Annotated in this window: 5 protein-coding genes and 3 rRNA genes; all 8 read right to left on the reverse strand. The window is 65.7% G+C overall.

Annotation, left to right across the window (positions count from 1 at the left end):
• Positions 1–10 precede the first annotated feature (10 nt).
• A complete protein-coding gene (locus JSY14_RS03375; protein ID WP_259557352.1) occupies positions 11–6,253 on the reverse strand; it encodes an Ig-like domain-containing protein in 6,243 nt (2,080 codons plus the stop codon).
• Positions 6,254–6,444: 191 nt separating this feature from the next.
• Positions 6,445–7,449: a polyprenyl synthetase family protein gene (locus tag JSY14_RS03380; protein ID WP_259557353.1), complete on the reverse strand. Its 1,005-nt coding sequence runs from the start codon at positions 7,447–7,449 to the stop codon at positions 6,445–6,447.
• Positions 7,450–7,737: 288 nt separating this feature from the next.
• Positions 7,738–7,854: ribosomal RNA gene (gene rrf / locus JSY14_RS03385) — 5S ribosomal RNA — on the reverse strand.
• 127 nt (positions 7,855–7,981) lie between these two features.
• Positions 7,982–11,039, reverse strand: a 23S ribosomal RNA gene (locus JSY14_RS03390).
• A 370-nt stretch (positions 11,040–11,409) separates the two neighbouring features.
• Positions 11,410–12,928 (reverse strand): 16S ribosomal RNA (locus tag JSY14_RS03395).
• Together the 16S, 23S and 5S rRNA genes form the textbook arrangement of a ribosomal RNA operon.
• 705 nt (positions 12,929–13,633) lie before the next feature.
• Positions 13,634–14,905: a tyrosine--tRNA ligase gene (gene tyrS, locus JSY14_RS03400; protein ID WP_259557354.1), complete on the reverse strand. Its 1,272-nt coding sequence runs from the start codon at positions 14,903–14,905 to the stop codon at positions 13,634–13,636.
• A 59-nt stretch (positions 14,906–14,964) separates the two neighbouring features.
• Positions 14,965–16,386, reverse strand: coding sequence for an argininosuccinate lyase (argH, locus tag JSY14_RS03405; protein ID WP_259557355.1), 1,422 nt, complete (start codon positions 16,384–16,386; stop codon positions 14,965–14,967).
• Positions 16,386–17,612: an argininosuccinate synthase gene (locus JSY14_RS03410; RefSeq protein WP_259557356.1), complete on the reverse strand. Its 1,227-nt coding sequence runs from the start codon at positions 17,610–17,612 to the stop codon at positions 16,386–16,388. Before JSY14_RS03410 ends, argH begins: the two co-directional genes overlap by 1 nt.
• Between the last annotated feature and the right edge of the window lie 67 nt (positions 17,613–17,679).

A 17,679-nucleotide genomic window follows, 5' to 3' on the forward strand; every position in this document is an offset into this window, starting at 1 on the left:
CCGCGTACTGTCACTGACTGGGGGCGTAATACTCGCCGCCGACGCGCTGCTTATTCACTGTGACGGTGAAGGGTCCGTTTTCGCCTGGGAGCTCCTTCGTGAAGCCGTAGAAGGCAAGGTCGGTTGTCACGCGGCCCTGGCTGTCGGCAGTGAGCTCCATGTGCTTCCAGTTCGACGGCTCGGGTCGCGCCCAGTTGTGGTACTCGACCACCACACTGCTGTTGGGCTCGAGATTCCCGATCGTCACCGTGAAGTAGTTGCACGGCGAATCAGGATTGTCCTTGCCGCCTTTGCAGAGTGTCTCGTACCGAGCCGAACCGTAACCGCGCCAGTCCGGACCGTCTCCCACGAGGACAGGGGTGGGCGGAATGTAGGTCTGCGCCGTGGCGGACTTGGTCGTCGCGGAGCTGGTGGCTCCCTTGGTGTTGGTGGCGCGCGCGGTGACGGTGACCTTCTCCCCGGAAGCGACCGTGAGCGTCTGGGAATGCTGGGTTCCAGAGATCGTCGTCGTGCTCCCGTTGTTGACCTGCACCTGCAGGCTCTTCACGCCGAGCTGACCGTTGGCTCCGTCCCCGTTCGCCCGGACGCTCAGGTCCACGGTGCAGGAGGTGCGGCTGGTGCATTTCTGCGGTGACAGGGAGACGGTCGGGGCATCGGGCGCACTGAACGGCATCACCGCCGCCGAGGGGGCCGACGGCTCGGACGAGTTCTCGGCGTTCTTCGCGATGACGGTGAAGCGGTAGCTGGTGCCGTCGGTCAACCCGTTGATGGTGGTGGAGGTCGACCCGGCCTTCACCTCGCGGGAACCACCGTTCCACTGCACCAGGTAGCTCTCGATGCGGCCGCCCCGCGCTTCCGGCGCGGACCACGAGACCGTCGCCTCACGGGACCCCGGGTCACCGAGAGACGCGGAGACGTTCCCCGGGCTGTTCGGGATACCGATGGGCCGCACCCCGTTCGACGGTGCCGACGGCGTCTGCCCGGTCCCGACGGAGTTCACACCGGTGACCGTGAAGGTGTAGGTCGTGTCAGGGTCGAGATCGCGGAACGAGACCGAGGTACGGGACGCCGGGACGCGCTGCGTCGACCCATCGGAGGCACGGACGATGTACTCGGTGATCGGCTCCCCGTTGGTCTCCCCGGTCGAGGTCATGGCCGGCCAGGAGACGTCGATCGACCCACCGATGGCGTCCTGCACATGGGTGGCGGTGACCTTGCCCTCGAGAGCCCCCGGCGGACCGGCGGGATGTTCGGGCGTCGACGACGCCGAGAACCCGGAGGGCTCCTCGGCACCGTTTCGGGCCTGCACCTGGAACGTGTAGTTCCGGCCGTTGACCAGACCGGGCCACGTCATGGACCGGGCGTCCGGCCCGAACTGCTGCGTGCGGGTGCCTCCGGTCTCGGCATCGAGGATCCGCAGGTCATAACCGACGATCGGGGACCCGTTGTTCTGAGGCTCCTGCCACGACACCTCCAGCTCGCCATCACCGCGGGTGACGCGGGGCGCGGCGGGCACCTCCGGCTTGACGTCGGGGCGGGCCTGCGCGCTGGTCGCTGACGGGTCGGACGTGCCGACCGCGTTGGTGGCCGTGGCCTGGAAGGTGTAGGTGGTGCCGTTCGTCAGACCCGTGACGGTGCAGGTGGTGCTGGCGCACTCCTGCGTCACGTCGCCACCGCTGACGGCCCGCACCGTGTACCCGGTGATGGGCGCACCGTTGTCGGCCCCGGCGCTGAACTCGAGCACCACGCGGCCATCGCCGATCTCCCGCACGCGCGGCGCCGACGGTGGTTCCGGTCGCGCCCGCACGGTCGCACGGATCTCCCCGGAGACCTGCCGTTCAGGATCACCGGTGGCATCGAGGACCGTGTACTGCGCGCTGAGGATCCCGTGGAAATCCTCCGCAGGGGTCAGGACGACGGAGTCGCCGCGGACCTCGATGGTCCCTCGGCCGGCGGTCACCACCGCACCCTTCAACGTCGGGGCGTCCGGGAACGGGTTCGCGTCGTTGGCGAGCACCGGCACCGTCTGCGACGTCCCGGCGTCGATCTGGACATCATCGCGGACCGTCTGGATGAGCGGTTCCCGCGATCCCGTGACGGTCAGCTGCACCTGCGCCCCGACGGAGTCACTCTTCCCATCAGTGACCGACACCGGGACCTGCACGGTGGTGCCCTTGGGCACGGACTGTGCCGCCTGCGCGTACAGCGTGGTGCCGTCGAGGCCGATCGTCACACCCTTCGGGGCGGCGACGTCACCCAGTGCGAACCGCAGCTGGTCGCCATCGGGATCCTTCGCACCTCGGGCGAGGTCGACGGTGCTGGCGTTGCCGCCCTGCTCCACCGACAGCACCGCACCCTGCAGCGTCGGCGGGCGGTTGATCTGCTCGGTCGCGGTGACCCTCACCGGGATCTGCAGTGTGGACACGGCGCCCGCCGGGTCGCCGGGGTTCTGGCCGTCGGTGACCTCCACGGTGATGGTGTCCTCACCGGCGAAACCAGCGGCCGGGTTGTACCGCAGGGAACCGACGTCGGTGGCGAGCGGAGAACCATCGTGGTGGGCGGCGGAGATGCTGTCCGGGTCCACGATCGAGACGGGGCGACCACCGGGGCGCACCCGCACGGACTTCTCCGAGCGCAGATCGATGTCCACGGCGGAACCGGCCTTCGTGGTGATGGTGCCACCCACCCACTGCGGCGCCTGCTTCGCCTGGCCCGGCACCCAGATGAATCCGTAGACGCTCTGCTCGTCCTCATCGGTCACCCGGTAACGGATGCGCTGCAGGTCGTCGGCGACCGGAACCTCCACCGTGCCGGTGGCGGCATCCACGATGCGCGCGCCCTCCGGGGCGTCCACGAGGTCCATCTGCAGGTTCTCGACGCTGCCATCGGGATCGGAGTCGTTGTCCTTCGCGGCCACGCGCACCATCCCGCTGCCCTCGGGGTCGAGGACAGCCGCGGGGTCCACGAAGTCATCCCGGGCGATGGGGGCCCGCCGCGGCGCCTTCGGATCCACGGTCACGGTCAGCACCGACGGGGAGCTCAACTGTCCGTCGCTGACGGTATGCGCCACTGCGTACGATCCGGGCTCGGTCGGCGCGATCAGGTCGACGGTGGCGGACGTCTCCGAGGCGGGCTCCCTCACCGTGAGGGCGTCGTTCATGCTCTCGGTCTCGCTGTGCACGATCGCCAGGGGGGCGCTCTCCGGATCGGAGTCGTTGTCCAGGACCCGCGCCTGGACCTCTCGACCGGGGCGCACCTGCACGTGGTCGTCGATCGTCAGCGGCGGCTGGTTCAGACCCGAGGGCCGGGCGATGCCGACCTGCACCTCACCGGTGGCCACACCGCCATTGCGGTCCATCACCTGGTACTGGAACCGGTCGGTCCCGACGGCGTCATCGAAGGCCTGGTACGTGATGACACCACCGCGGGCGCTGATCACCTTCCCCAGACGCGGAGCCGGTGACGCCAACCCCATCAGCAGTGTCGTGTCGCCGTCGGGGTCGATGCTCTGCGTGGAGATCGGGATCTGGACGGTGCCGCCGGATTCTGTCCGGGCGACGACGTTCTCCGGTGACGGCGGATCGTTGGGGTCGTCGGCGGAGATGATCCGCACCGTGCCGCGGGAGGCGGACTGGCGGCCGGTCTCATCGGTGACGGTGTAGGTGAACGCGACATCACCGGCGGAGCCGTCGTGCGCGATGAACCGGACGTGGTCGTCGACGAGTTCGAGAATGCCCTTGTCCTCGGCCTCGGCGTCGAGGGCGACGTCGGTGACGTGCATCTCGGAGCCCGTCGGAGAGGTGTCGTTCGCCAGCACGTCCATCACCGCGACGTCCGCTTCGCGGACCACCCCGCGGTCGGGCACGGTGACGGGGTTGGCGAACTGGGTCTCCTGCGGCACCACCATCACCAGGATCGTCCCGGTGGAGGTGCCGGAGGAGTTCGCGACGGTGTACGTCACCGGCACCGGCTCCTGACCGGGCTGTGCACCCGGTTCCGCCTCGAAACGCACGAGACCGTGATTGAGCACGTGGGCGCTGATCCCCCGGTTCGGCGGCACCTCGATGCTGCCGACCACCAGCACCCCACCGGTCGGATCCACATCGTTCTCCAACGGATCGACGAGGGTGCGTCCACCGATGGTCAGCACTGCCTGGTCCGCGACGGGCACCGGTTCAAGGGCCTCACGGGTCGGCTCCACCACGTCGACGCGGATCAGGCCCTTCGCCGACGCCGCCCCGGACACGGCCGAGTAGTCGAGGTAGAAGGTGCCCGGGGACTCCCCCCGCACCGTCACGGCACCCGAGGTCAGATCGGCATCGACCTCCAGTCCGGAGGTTTCGCCGACGGCCGCGAGGTCGAGATCCCCTCCCCCGGGGTTCATGTCATTCACCAGCGGGCGGATCGTCGCGGACCGTCCCGCCACGACCTCCAGGTGGTCAGCGGTGGTGACCGGCGGCAGGTCGGCGTCGTCGACGACCTCGACCTCCAATACGCCCGCTCCGACGAGACCCTTCTCGTCGCGCACCTGCAGATCGATCCGCTTCGTGCCGGTCTTCAGCCCCGCGTCGTGGACGGTGAGATGGCCGTCCGGACGGAACGTGACCTGGTCCTCCGGGGCGATCGTCGCCTGGTGGAGGGAGATGGCGTCCCCATCCGGGTCCTGCCAGTACGGCAGCACGTTGAGGGACGCCGATTCCCCACCGCGGATCTTCAGCTTCAGCACCGCGTCCTTCACCGGGGCCGGTTCGGTGTTCTCCTCGGGCGGGACCACGGTGAGGGTCACCTGCGCCTCGGATGCCCCGCCGCGGCCGTCGGCGGCGCGGTAGGTGAAGGTGGCCGACCCCTGCGCCTGCGGATCGACCTGCACCTGCAGCTGGGTGCCGCCGCGGATGGGGGTGACCCGGCCGATGCCGGGCTGGTCCCCCACCACGGAGGCCGTCAGGACATCCCCATCGGGGTCGGTGTCGTTGCGCAGCACCGGCAGCACGACGTGGCCCCCGGGGCGCACCCCGAACTCGTCGGGCGCGGCGGTGGGCGGCCGGTTCTCCCGATTGCGGTCGGTGACGATGTTCGTGATCCGCGTGGTGACGGTCTTGTCCTGCTGTTCCTTCTTGCGCTCGTCGATGCGGATCTCCTGCATCACCTTCCACTGCTCCACGAGGGCCATGGAGGAGGAGATCATCCAGGAGGAACCGAACTCGACGTCGTTGAGGACGACCAGGTCACCGTTGACCCGCAGGCGCAGGTCCGCATCGGGTCGGGATTCCGGGATCGGTGTCGGTCCGGGACCCTCGCCGCCGCATTCGCGCAGGTAGGTGTTCGCGACGTTCCACGCCGCGTAGTAGCAGCCGGCGACGTAGGCGGGCGGCACCGGCCGTCCCGCGCCCCGCCCCGGGATCTCCCGCGCCTCACCGGAGTCCAGCGGGAGCACCCAGGCGCCGTTCGCGGTCGACAGCATCACCGAGTCGTTCTGCGCGGACGGCTGCTGGAGCTGCGCCCCGGCGAGGTCACCGACGGCCCCCTGGTCCAAGGTGTGGGTGCGCCCGCCCTTCTCCGCGACGATGACCGAGCGGGAGGACGGGTCGAAGATCACGGGGCGTTCACCGACGACAGACAGCTGCACGTCCTCCGACCGGGAGGAATCGAGTCCCTCGACCTCGAAGGGTTTGCGGGCCGTGGGAGGCGCGGCCGTCTCAGACCGGGGGAACTCCAGCAGCGAGGAGCCGTCGAGGACGTAGACGGTGCCGTCGGTCCCGACGGCCACCTGGGGGCGCCCACCCTTCGCGGTGTGGACGGGCTTGACCGACTGGGGGTTGAACTCCTCGGCCTGGTCAGGCGTCAGCACCCACACGTGGCCCTCGCCGTCGGCGATGGCGAGGCGGTCCCCTCCGATGGTGACACGGGAGTCCGGCCCGACGTCACGACGCGGCTTGAGCGTGGAGGAGGCCGGGTCGATGGGACTGAATCCACGACTGTCGGTGGAGTACACGTGGTAGCCCGACTGGATGATGTCGACCCCGTCTCCGCGGACGGCGAGCTTGTTCGCGAGCTCGGCGGGCTTGACGTTGACCTGGCCGGCGAGACCGAGGTCGCGGTTCTGCACCCAGACCATGCCGTCCTGCACCTCGACGTCGGTGCGGCTCTCCCCCTGATAGGCGACGGCGAAACCGCCCAGCACGAGCAGGATCACCAGAAGGACCGCTGAGGAGACGATCATCCCCGGACGCTTGCGCGTCGCCGTCGATCCCATCGCCCTCTCCCTCGCGTCATGTCCAGTCGTCGTGTCATCCCCGTATGCGCGTCCTCACATCATCCTGGGGATGATCCGTACCGGACACACCGATCCATCTTATGGACGACCTCCCAGGGGGAGCGACCCGATGTGGACGACTGCGTTGACGAGTTCACGCAGCCGACGCGGAGTGTTCACCCAGCCGGGACTCAGCGTCCCCGGTCGACCAGGGTGCGGGTGAATTCGATCAGGGCATCACGACCGGCGGCATGGGGCAGACGCTCGAGAACGTCGATGGCGGCCTGGGCCATGGAGCGGGCCATGCGATCGGTCTCCTCGACGGCCGGGTGACTGCGCAGGGCATCGAGCGCCTGTGCCAGAGCGGCGTCATCGGAGAGGTCTCCATCGAGCAGTTCGACGAGGCGCTGCGCCTCGACATCGCCCTCGTCGGCCCGACGCCGCACCAGCAGCACAGGCATGGTCGACACACCCTCGCGCAGATCCGTGCCGGGCGTCTTCCCAGAGATCTCGGCGTCGCTGCGCAGATCGAGGACGTCATCGGCCAGCTGGAAGGCGACGCCGACGATCTCGCCGTACTCACGCAGGGTCCGCCCGATCTCCGCCGGCGCACCGGAGGTGTCGGCTCCGAGCCCACCGGCGAGGGCCAGCAGGGAGGCGGTCTTGTCGCGCAGAACCCCGATGTAGTGGTCGAAGGGATCGTCGCCCTCCGACGGGCCGACGGTCTCGTGCAGCTGTCCGAGGCAGAGCCGCTCGAAGGTATGGGCATGCTCGCGGCTGACCTCTGCGCCGAGCCCGGCGGAGAGAGCACTGGCCCGCGCGAAGAGGAAGTCCCCGGTGAGGATGGCGACGTTGTTGCCCCACACCTCATGCGCGCTGGCGGCGCCGCGACGGGTGGGGGCGGAGTCCATGACGTCGTCGTGGTAGAGGCTCGCCAGGTGAGTGAGCTCCACCAACACAGCGGCATCGCGGACCTCCGTGGACGACATCGTGCCGAAGGAGGCGGCGAGAAGGGTCAGAAGTGGGCGCACCCGCTTGCCACCGGCATCCAGGAGGTGACGGGCAGTCCACCGCATCAGCGCGTCATGGCTGGCAACGGCCTCCCGGAGGGAATCCTCCACCGAGGCCAGTTCGGTGGCGACCGACTGCGCGAGCGCTTCGTCGAGCTGCGGCAGAGCCGGCACGGTGGATGCCATCGCACTCCTCGTGATGCTGAGACGGGCGGCGCCCGCTCGTGGGGGCCGGCGGGCCGGCAGGGCAACCCCAGCCTACCTGCCCTGGCCAGGACACCTGGAACGCTGGCGCGCGCACCGGCTGCGCGGCGTGGAAACCGCGAGAGAGCATCCCCGAATCCCCACCCCACCCCGGACGGCAGCAGGCACAAAAAAAAGAGTGGGCCGGGAGCTCAACCAACCCCGACCACACACCCCCACAAAAAAGGGGCCCGTGACCAGGACCGGGAACTCCCGACCCACCATGAAGATGTCCGGCGGCGTCCTACTCTCCCACACCCTCCCGAGTGCAGTACCATCGGCGCTGTCGAGCTTAGCTACCGGGTTCGGAATGGAACCGGGCGTTTCCCCGACGCTATGACCACCGTAACACGACGAGACCTAAACCAGCCCCCACACCACCCACCCAAGCTCCCAAAAGAACCCCGGCAAGCGGCCCGGGATTGCTCCCCGAGAACCGCACAGTGAACGCGAGCACACAGCAACACGCAAAAGTGTTGATAAGTCATCGGCCATTAGTACCAGTCAGCTCCACACATTACTGCGCTTCCACATCTGGCCTATCAACCCAGTGGTCTACTGGGGGCCTCACACCACTCAAGGTGGCAAGGATATCTCATCTTGAAGCAGGCTTCCCGCTTAGATGCTTTCAGCGGTTATCCCTTCCCGACGTAGCCAACCAGCCATGCCCTTGGCAGAACAACTGGCACACCAGAGGTCAGTCCATCCCGGTCCTCTCGTACTAGGGACAGGCCTTCTCAAATATCCAACGCGCGCAGCGGATAGCGACCGAACTGTCTCACGACGTTCTAAACCCAGCTCGCGTACCGCTTTAATAGGCGAACAGCCTAACCCTTGGGACCAACTCCAGCCCCAGGATGCGACGAGCCGACATCGAGGTGCCAAACCATGCCGTCGATATGAGCTCTTGGGCAAGATCAGCCTGTTATCCCCGGGGTACCTTTTATCCGTTGAGCGACACCCATTCCACAATGAGGTGCCGGATCACTAGTTCCTGCTTTCGCACCTGCCCGACATGTCTGTCTCGCAGTCAAGCTCCCTTGTGCACTTACACTCAACACCTGATTGCCAACCAGGCTGAGGGAACCTTTGAGCGCCTCCGTTACTTTTTAGGAGGCAACCGCCCCAGTTAAACTACCCATCAGGCACTGTCCCTGATCCGGATCACGGACCGAGGTTAGGAATCCAGAACGACCAGAGTGGTATTTCAACAGCGACTCCACACGAACTAGCGTCCATGCTTCCCAGTCTCCCACCTATCCTACACAAGCCGTTCCGAACACCAATACCAAACTGTAGTAAAGGTCCCGGGGTCTTTCCGTCCTGCTGCGCGTAACGAGCATCTTTACTCGTAATGCAATTTCGCCGAGTTCGCGGTTGAGACAGTGGAGAAGTCGTTACGCCATTCGTGCAGGTCGGAACTTACCCGACAAGGAATTTCGCTACCTTAGGATGGTTATAGTTACCACCGCCGTTTACTGGGGCTTAAATTCTGAGCTTCACCCCGAAGGGTTGACCCGTCCTCTTAACCTTCCAGCACCGGGCAGGCGTCAGTCCGTATACAGCGTCTTACGACTTCGCACGGACCTGTGTTTTTAGTAAACAGTCGCTTCTCCCTGGTCTCTGCGGCCCTCACAGCTCTCACTGCTCAGGCCCCCCTTCTCCCGAAGTTACGGGGGCATTTTGCCGAGTTCCTTAACCACGATTCTCTCGAACGCCTCGGTATTCTCTACCTGATCACCTGAGTCGGTTTCGGGTACGGGCGACTGGAATTGTCACGCAGGGACTTTTCTCGGCAGTACAGGATCACTCACCTTCCCTGAACGGCTCCCCATCACGTCTCACCCCATACGGCACCGCATTACCGGTGCGCGGGCTGCTCGCTTGGACGGATTAATCCATGAATCCGCGGAAGCTACCTCACTGCGTCATCCCACACGCTGACCTACTACACATTCGGTTCCCACGCTCCCCCACAACCATCACCCGAAGGCGACGGAGCAGGTTCGGATGGTTAGCATCACATGATTCGGTATGGGTCCTCATCCAATCGGTTCGGGAATATTAACCCGATGTCCATCGACTACGCCTGTCGGCCTCGCCTTAGGTCCCGACTAACCCAGGGCGGATTAACCTGGCCCTGGAACCCTTGATCAATCGGCGGACGGGTTTCTCACCCGTCTTTCGCTACTCATGCCTGCATTCTCACTCGTGCAGTCTCCACCACTGGGTTCCCCCGCAGCTTCACTGCCTGCACGACGCTCCCCTACCCACCCGGACGAACCGAGTGACACAGCTTCGGCGGTGTACTTGAGCCCCGCTACATTGTCGGCGCAGAATCACTTGACCAGTGAGCTATTACGCACTCTTTCAAGGATGGCTGCTTCTAAGCCAACCTCCTGGTTGTCTCAGCAACTCCACATCCTTTCCCACTTAGCACACGCTTAGGGGCCTTAGCTGATGCTCTGGGCTGTTTCCCTCTCGACGATGAAGCTTATCCCCCACCGTCTCACTGCTGCGCTCTCACGTACCGGCATTCGGAGTTTGGCTAAGGTCAGTAACCCGGTGGGGCCCATCGCCTATCCAGTGCTCTACCTCCGGCACGAAACACGCAACGCTGCACCTAAATGCATTTCGGGGAGAACCAGCTATCACGAAGTTTGATTGGCCTTTCACCCCTATCCACAGGTCATCCCCTCCATTTTCAACTGAAGTGGGTTCGCGCCTCCACGCGGTCTTACCCGCGCTTCACACTGCCCATGGATAGATCACTTCGCTTCGGGTCTAGAGCCGGCGACTGAACGCCCCGTTCAGACTCGCTTTCGCTACGGCTACCCCACACGGGTTAACCTCGCCACCGACCACTAACTCGCAGGCTCATTCTTCAAAAGGCACGCCGTCACCCTGTAAGGCTCCGACGGATTGTAAGCGCACGGTTTCAGGTACTATTTCACTCCCCTCCCGGGGTACTTTTCACCTTTCCCTCACGGTACTTGTCCGCTATCGGTCACGAGGTAGTATTTAGGCTTACCAGGTGGTCCTGGCAGATTCACACCGGATTTCACGGGCCCGGTGCTACTCGGGAACAGCATCACGCTGCACAGAAGTTTCGTCTACGGGGGTCACACCCTCTCTGCCGTCGCACTCACCACGACTTCGACTACCACTGCGCGATCACGTCACCACCCCGGCAGAGATGGTCGACACGTCCCACAACCCCCAGCCTGCAACCCCTGCCGGGTATCACACAGACCAGGTTTAGCCTCTTCCGCTTTCGCTCGCCACTACTCACGGAATCACTGTTGTTTTCTCTTCCTGCGGGTACTGAGATGTTTCACTTCCCCGCGTTCCCTCCACACCACCTATACATTCAGTGGCGGGTACCAGGACATGACTCCTGGTGGGTTTCCCCATTCGGACATCCTCGGATCACAGGTCGGTTGCCACCTCCCCGAGGCTTATCGCAGGCTCCTACGTCCTTCGTCGGCTCCTCGTGCCCAGGCATTCACCGTGCGCCCTTATAAACTTAGGCAACACACAAAGACACATATTGCTTACAAGATGCTCGCGTCCACTATGCAGTTCTCAAAGAACAACCCCACACCCCACAACACCACCATCCGGCAGCACCATGAAGCGAGGACCAGCCACACACCCCCGGAACCCACCAGCCACCCCGAAGGACGACCAGCCGACCGAAGGCCGCGTGCAGCCTCACAACCCAATAGCGTGTCTCCACCTGCAACCAGCACCCCCACCCATCGTTCCCACCACCGAAGCGGCGTACTAGACGAGACCGGAGGCACCGGCCAAGCGCCCATTCATTGATGTTCCACCCATGAGCAACCCCGCCTTCCACACGCGGGAAGGAACGAGGCCACCAATCTTGGTGATGCTCCTTAGAAAGGAGGTGATCCAGCCGCACCTTCCGGTACGGCTACCTTGTTACGACTTAGTCCCAATCACCGATCCCACCTTCGACAGCTCCCTCACGAGGATGGGCCACTGGCTTCGGGTGTTACCGACTTTCGTGACTTGACGGGCGGTGTGTACAAGGCCCGGGAACGTATTCACCGCAGCGTTGCTGATCTGCGATTACTAGCGACTCCGACTTCATGGGGTCGAGTTGCAGACCCCAATCCGAACTGAGACCGGCTTTTTGGGATTCGCTCCACCTCACAGTATCGCAACCCTTTGTACCGGCCATTGTAGCATGCGTGAAGCCCAAGACATAAGGGGCATGATGATTTGACGTCGTCCCCACCTTCCTCCGAGTTGACCCCGGCAGTCTCCCATGAGTCCCCGGCATTACCCGCTGGCAACATGGAACGAGGGTTGCGCTCGTTGCGGGACTTAACCCAACATCTCACGACACGAGCTGACGACAACCATGCACCACCTGTGCACCAGTCCGAAGAAGGCCACATCTCTGCAGCTGTCCGGTGCATGTCAAGCCTTGGTAAGGTTCTTCGCGTTGCATCGAATTAATCCGCATGCTCCGCCGCTTGTGCGGGCCCCCGTCAATTCCTTTGAGTTTTAGTCTTGCGACCGTACTCCCCAGGCGGGGCACTTAATGCGTTAGCTACGGCGCGGAAAACGTGGAATGTTCCCCACACCTAGTGCCCAACGTTTACGGCATGGACTACCAGGGTATCTAATCCTGTTCGCTCCCCATGCTTTCGCTTCTCAGTGTCAGTAATGGCCCAGAGACCTGCCTTCGCCATCGGTGTTCTTCCTGATATCTGCGCATTTCACCGCTACACCAGGAGTTCCAGTCTCCCCTACCACACTCTAGCCAGCCCGTACCCACCGCACGTCCAGGGTTGAGCCCTGGATTTTCACGGCAGACGCGACAAGCCACCTACAAGCTCTTTACGCCCAATAATTCCGGACAACGCTTGCGCCCTACGTATTACCGCGGCTGCTGGCACGTAGTTAGCCGGCGCTTCTTCTGCAGGTACCGTCACTTTCGCTTCTTCCCTGCTGAAAGAGGTTTACAACCCGAAGGCCGTCATCCCTCACGCGGCGTCGCTGCATCAGGCTTTCGCCCATTGTGCAATATTCCCCACTGCTGCCTCCCGTAGGAGTCTGGGCCGTGTCTCAGTCCCAGTGTGGCCGGTCGCCCTCTCAGGCCGGCTACCCGTCATCGTCTTGGTGAGCCGTTACCTCACCAACAAACTGATAGGCCGCGAGCCCATCCCCCACCGAAAAACTTTCCAGCAACCACCATGCGGTGGAGACTCATATCCGGTATTAGCCCCGATTTCCCGAGGTTATCCCAGAGTGGGGGGCAGGTTACTCACGTGTTACTCACCCGTTCGCCACTGATCAGATGGAGCAAGCTCCACCGTCACCGTTCGACTTGCATGTGTTAAGCACGCCGCCAGCGTTCGTCCTGAGCCAGGATCAAACTCTCCATAAAAACCTATGGAATCCGAAGATCCCGGCAGATACGAACAACCAGCAAAAACTTGCTGTTGTCCTCACTGCCAAACAAAATATTTGGCATCAACAAACAGACACGCTATTGAGATATCAAGCAACACGCGCACACCGTCAGGGTCCCACATGGTGGGGCCCCTTGGGGGCTCGTTCCGGGCCGGCGAACCGGTCCCGCTCGGACCGGAATCTCTCCGGCACGGGGATCTACTGTAGCAGATCTCCGGAGCCGATGTCCACTCCGTTTTCCGTGACCCGCGTCACCATGTCCGCTGGGCGAACCGGTTCCGCTGATCCGCGGGCGACTCCGAGGAGCCGCGTCAGCTGCCGAGCGTTTCAGGCCGTGCTCCGCCCCGGTGGTTTCCGGTGGGATCCCCGTGGGGCGGTCTTCCGATCCTCGCCCTCAGCAGCTGACGGGTAGAAACATTACGGCCCCCGGGGAGTGCCCGTCAAACTGCTCGCATCCTTCCGTTCACGCCGTCGTACGAGGCGTTTCTGCAGGTCAGCCGGCTGTGTTGGTCGCTGATCGGCGAATGTTCTGCACCGTGTGACCTGGAACTGAGCGGCGGCTCACACGGCGCCGTCCTGTGGGGGTATCTGCGGCCCGCATCCTCCGCGCCGCGGTGGGAATGCGGCCTCGCTGGGAACGGCTGACCCGTGGAGCGGAACGGCCGACCCACCGCGACTGTCAGCCGACCCGTCGCACCATGCCGGCGTTCTTCTTGCCCCTGCGCAGCAGCACGTGCCCCTCGGCGAGGGCGTCCACCTGCTCCAGCGGGGTCTCGAGGGCCGCCGCAGCGACCTTCTCGCCGTTCACCGACAGGCCACCGTCCTGAGCGGCCCGGCGCGCCGCGCTCTTGGACTCCACCACCCCCGCAGCGACCGCGGCATCCGCCAGGGTCATGGAGCCGGGTGCCTCGATCACACCCAGCTCCGCTGCCACGGCCCGCAGAGTGTCCGCGTCAAGGGCCCGCACGTCCCCCCTGCCGAACAGCACGGCTGCGGCCTCGGTGGCCTGCCGCACCGCGTCGGCGCCGTGCACCAGCTCCGTCATCTCATCGGCCAGGGCCCGCTGCGCAGCGCGACGGAACGGCTCCGTGCGTGTCTGCTCCTCGAGGGCTTCGATCTCCTCCCGGGAGCGGAAGGAGAAGAAGCGCAGATACTTCACCACGTCGGCGTCGGCGGAGTTCAGCCAGAACTGGTGGAAGGCGTACGGGCTGGTGAGGTCCGGGTCGAGCCACACGGCCCCGCGCTCGCTCTTGCCGAACTTGGTGCCGTCGGACTTCGTCACCAGCGGGGTGGTCAGGGCGTGCACGTCCACGCCTTCCGTCTTGCGCACCAGGTCCACGCCGGAGAGCAGGTTGCCCCACTGGTCGTTGCCGCCGTACTGGAGGGTGACACCCTCGCGCCGGTACAGCTCCAGGAAGTCGATGCCCTGCAGGATCTGGTAGCTGAACTCGGTGTAGGAGATGCCCTCGTCGCTGGCGAGGCGTCGGGCCACCGTCTCCTTCGCGAGCATCGTGCCCATGCGGTAGTTCTTCCCGACACCGCGCAGGAAGTCGAGCGCGCTCATGCGGCCGATCCAGTCGAGGTTGTTGACCAGGCGCACGCCGCTGGGTCCCTCGAGGTCGAGGAAGCGGCTGATCTGGGTGCGCAGCGACTCGACCCAGCCAGCCACCACCTCCTCGTCGTTGAGCACCCGCTCTCCGCTCATGCGGGGGTCCCCGATCAGACCGGTGGCGCCGCCGACCAGCGCGACAGGACGGTGCCCCGCCAGCTGGAACCGCCGCATGGTGAGAACCTGGGTGAGGTGACCGACGTGCAGCGACCCGGCCGTGGGATCGAACCCGCAGTACAGGGAGACCGGTCCGGCGGCGAGAGCCTCCGCGAGCGCGTCGCGCCCGGTGGTCTGCACGACGAGTCCGCGCCAGTCGAGCTCGTCCAGAACGGTCTGTGTCACGGTGGGTCCTCTCCTCGACGGGGACGGCCCGGCCGGGCCGCTGCCCCCATGGTCTCAGGTCAGGCGGTCGTGGGTGCCCCGATGTGCTCGCGCAGCCGGGCGGTCTGTCGCGCCAGTTCCTCCCGCTGCTGGGCGACAGCCGATGGGGCGGTGCCGCCCTTCGCGGTGCGGGAGCCGATGGAACCGGCCACCGACAGCACCTCCCGCACGCTCGGATCGAGGTGCTCGGAGATCTCGGCGAACTCCTCGTCGGTGAGGTCCCACAGTTCCTTGCCCGCGGCCTCGGCGCGCTGCACGCAGGCCCCGGAGACCTCGTGGGCGACACGGAACGGGACCCCGCGCCGCACGAGGTGGTCGGCGATGTCCGTGGCCAGGGAGAACCCCTGGGGTGCCAGGTCGGCCATACGATCGGTGTGGAACACCAGGGTCGCGATCATCCCGGTGAAGGCGGGCAGCACCAGCGCCAGCGAGTCGACCTGGTCGAACAGAGGCTCCTTGTCCTCCTGCAGATCCCGGTTGTACGCCAGCGGCAGGGCCTTCAGCGTCCCCAGCAGGCCCACGTGGTCGCCGATGATCCGGCCGGCCTTGCCGCGGGCGAGCTCGGCGATGTCGGGGTTCTTCTTCTGCGGCATGATCGACGAGCCCGTGGAGTAGGAGTCGTCGAGGGTGATGAACCCGAACTCCTTGGTGTTCCACAGGATGATCTCCTCGGCCAGGCGCGACAGGTCGATGCCGATCATCGCCAGCACGAAGGAGAACTCCGCGGCGATGTCACGGGAGGCCGTGCCGTCAATGGAGTTCCACACCGACCCGGCGAAGCCGAGCTCCGCGGCGACGGCCTCCGGGTCCAGACCCAGCGAGGACCCGGCGAGCGCACCGGAGCCGTAGGGGCTGAGTGCGGCCCGCGCATCAAGGTCCCGCAGCCGTTCGACATCGCGCAGCAGCGGCCAGGCGTGCGCCAGGAGGTGGTGGGCCAGCAGCACCGGCTGGGCGTGCTGCAGGTGGGTGCGACCCGGCATGGGCGCCTCCCCCGCCTCCTCGGCGCGCTCCCGCAGCACATCCACCAGGTCCAGCACCATGCCGCCGATCCGACGGGACTCGTCGCGCACCAGCATCCGCAGCAGTGTCGCGATCTGGTCGTTGCGGGAGCGGCCGGCGCGCAGTTTCCCGCCGAGCTCCGGGCCGGCCCGGTCGATGAGTCCGCGCTCCAGGGCGGTGTGCACGTCCTCGTCCCCGGGGTCCGGGTTGAACGCGCCCGAGGCGACATCGGCCTCGAGTGTCTCCAGCGCCCGGTGCATCCGCTCCAGCTCGTCGGCATCCAGCAACCCGGCGCGATGCAGCACGTTGGCGTGGGCGTGGGAGCCGCGCAGGTCGTAGGGCGCGAGACGCCAGTCGAAGTGGGTGGAGCGGGAGAGGTCCGCGAGCGCCGCGGCGGGGCCGGATCCGAAACGACCTCCCCACAGGGCGGTGCGTCCCGCCATCAGGACTCCACCCCCAGATCCGCGCCGTTGCCGAAGGCCACGTCCCGAGCAGCGGCCTGCTTCGCGGCCAGACCGTAGATCTCGATGAAGCCCTTGGCCTGCGACTGGTCGAAGGTGTCGCCCTCGTCGTAGGTGGCGAGGGAGAAGTCGTACAGGCTGGACGGGGAGCGACGGCCCAGCACGGTCGCCCGGCCGCCGTGCAGGCTCATGCGGATCTCGCCCGTGACGTACCGCTGGGTGTCCTCGATGAAGGCATCCAGGGAGCGCTTCAACGGGGAGAACCACTGGCCGTCGTACACCAGCTCGGTCCACCGGTCGGAGACCTGCCGCTTGAAGCGGCCCTGTTCACGCTCCAGGGTGACCCGCTCCAGCTCCTGGTGGGCGGCGATGAGGGTCATGGCACCGGGCGCCTCGTACACCTCGCGGGACTTGATGCCCACCAGGCGGTCCTCGACGATGTCGATCCGTCCGATGCCCTGTGCGCCGGCGCGACGGTTCAGCTCCTGCACGGCCTGCAGCGGGGTCACCGGCCGACCGTCGATCGCCACCGGTATGCCCTGCTCGAAGCTGATGACGACCTCGTCGGCCACCGGCGGGAACGCCGGGTCGTCGGTGTAGTTGTAGACGTCCTTGGTGGGCTCGTTCCAGATGTCCTCGAGGTAGCCGGTCTCGATGGCGCGACCCCAGACGTTCTGGTCGATGGAGAACGGGTTGTGCTTGGTGGTGGCGATCGGCAGGCCCTTGCGCTCGGCGTAGTCGATGGCCTTGTCACGGGTGAGGGCGAGGTCGCGCACCGGGGCGATGCACTTCAGCTCCGGCGCCAGGGAGGTGATCGACACCTCGAAGCGCACCTGGTCATTGCCCTTGCCGGTGCAGCCGTGGGCCACAGTGCCGGCACCGTACTTCTTCGCGGCCTTCACCAGGTGCTTGGTGATGACGGGGCGGGACAGGGCCGACACCACCGGGTAGGCATCCATGTACAGGGCGTTCGCCTTCAGCGCCGGCATGCAGTACTCCTCGGCGAACTCGTCGCGGGCGTCGGCGACGTACGCCTCCACCGCGCCGCAGTCCAGGGCGCGCTGCCGGACGACCTCGAGGTCCTCCCCGCCCTGGCCCACATCCACCGCACAGGCGATGACGTCAGCGCCGGTGGCGTCGTGGATCCAGCCGATGGCGACAGAGGTGTCGAGGCCGCCGGAGTAGGCGAGGACGATGCGTTCGCTCATGGGGTGAGGCTCCTTCGATGGGGGTGGTCGGTGGATCCCGGGGCGCGACCCCGGTGGGGGTCGACGG

Origin of the sequence: Brachybacterium sillae (assembly GCF_025028335.1) — a bacterium.
In the GTDB taxonomy this organism is placed as follows: Bacteria; Actinomycetota; Actinomycetes; order Actinomycetales; family Dermabacteraceae; genus Brachybacterium; species Brachybacterium sillae.

What these genes read in the sequence shown, in the direction of transcription:
- argH (WP_259557355.1), bottom strand. Translation starts at nt 16,386, where the DNA reads ATGGCGGGACGCACCGCCCTGTGGGGAGGTCGTTTCGGATCCGGCCCC.
- JSY14_RS03375 (WP_259557352.1), bottom strand. Translation starts at nt 6,253, where the DNA reads ATGGGATCGACGGCGACGCGCAAGCGTCCGGGGATGATCGTCTCCTCA.
- JSY14_RS03380 (WP_259557353.1), bottom strand. Translation starts at nt 7,449, where the DNA reads ATGGCATCCACCGTGCCGGCTCTGCCGCAGCTCGACGAAGCGCTCGCG.
- JSY14_RS03410 (WP_259557356.1), bottom strand. Translation starts at nt 17,612, where the DNA reads ATGAGCGAACGCATCGTCCTCGCCTACTCCGGCGGCCTCGACACCTCT.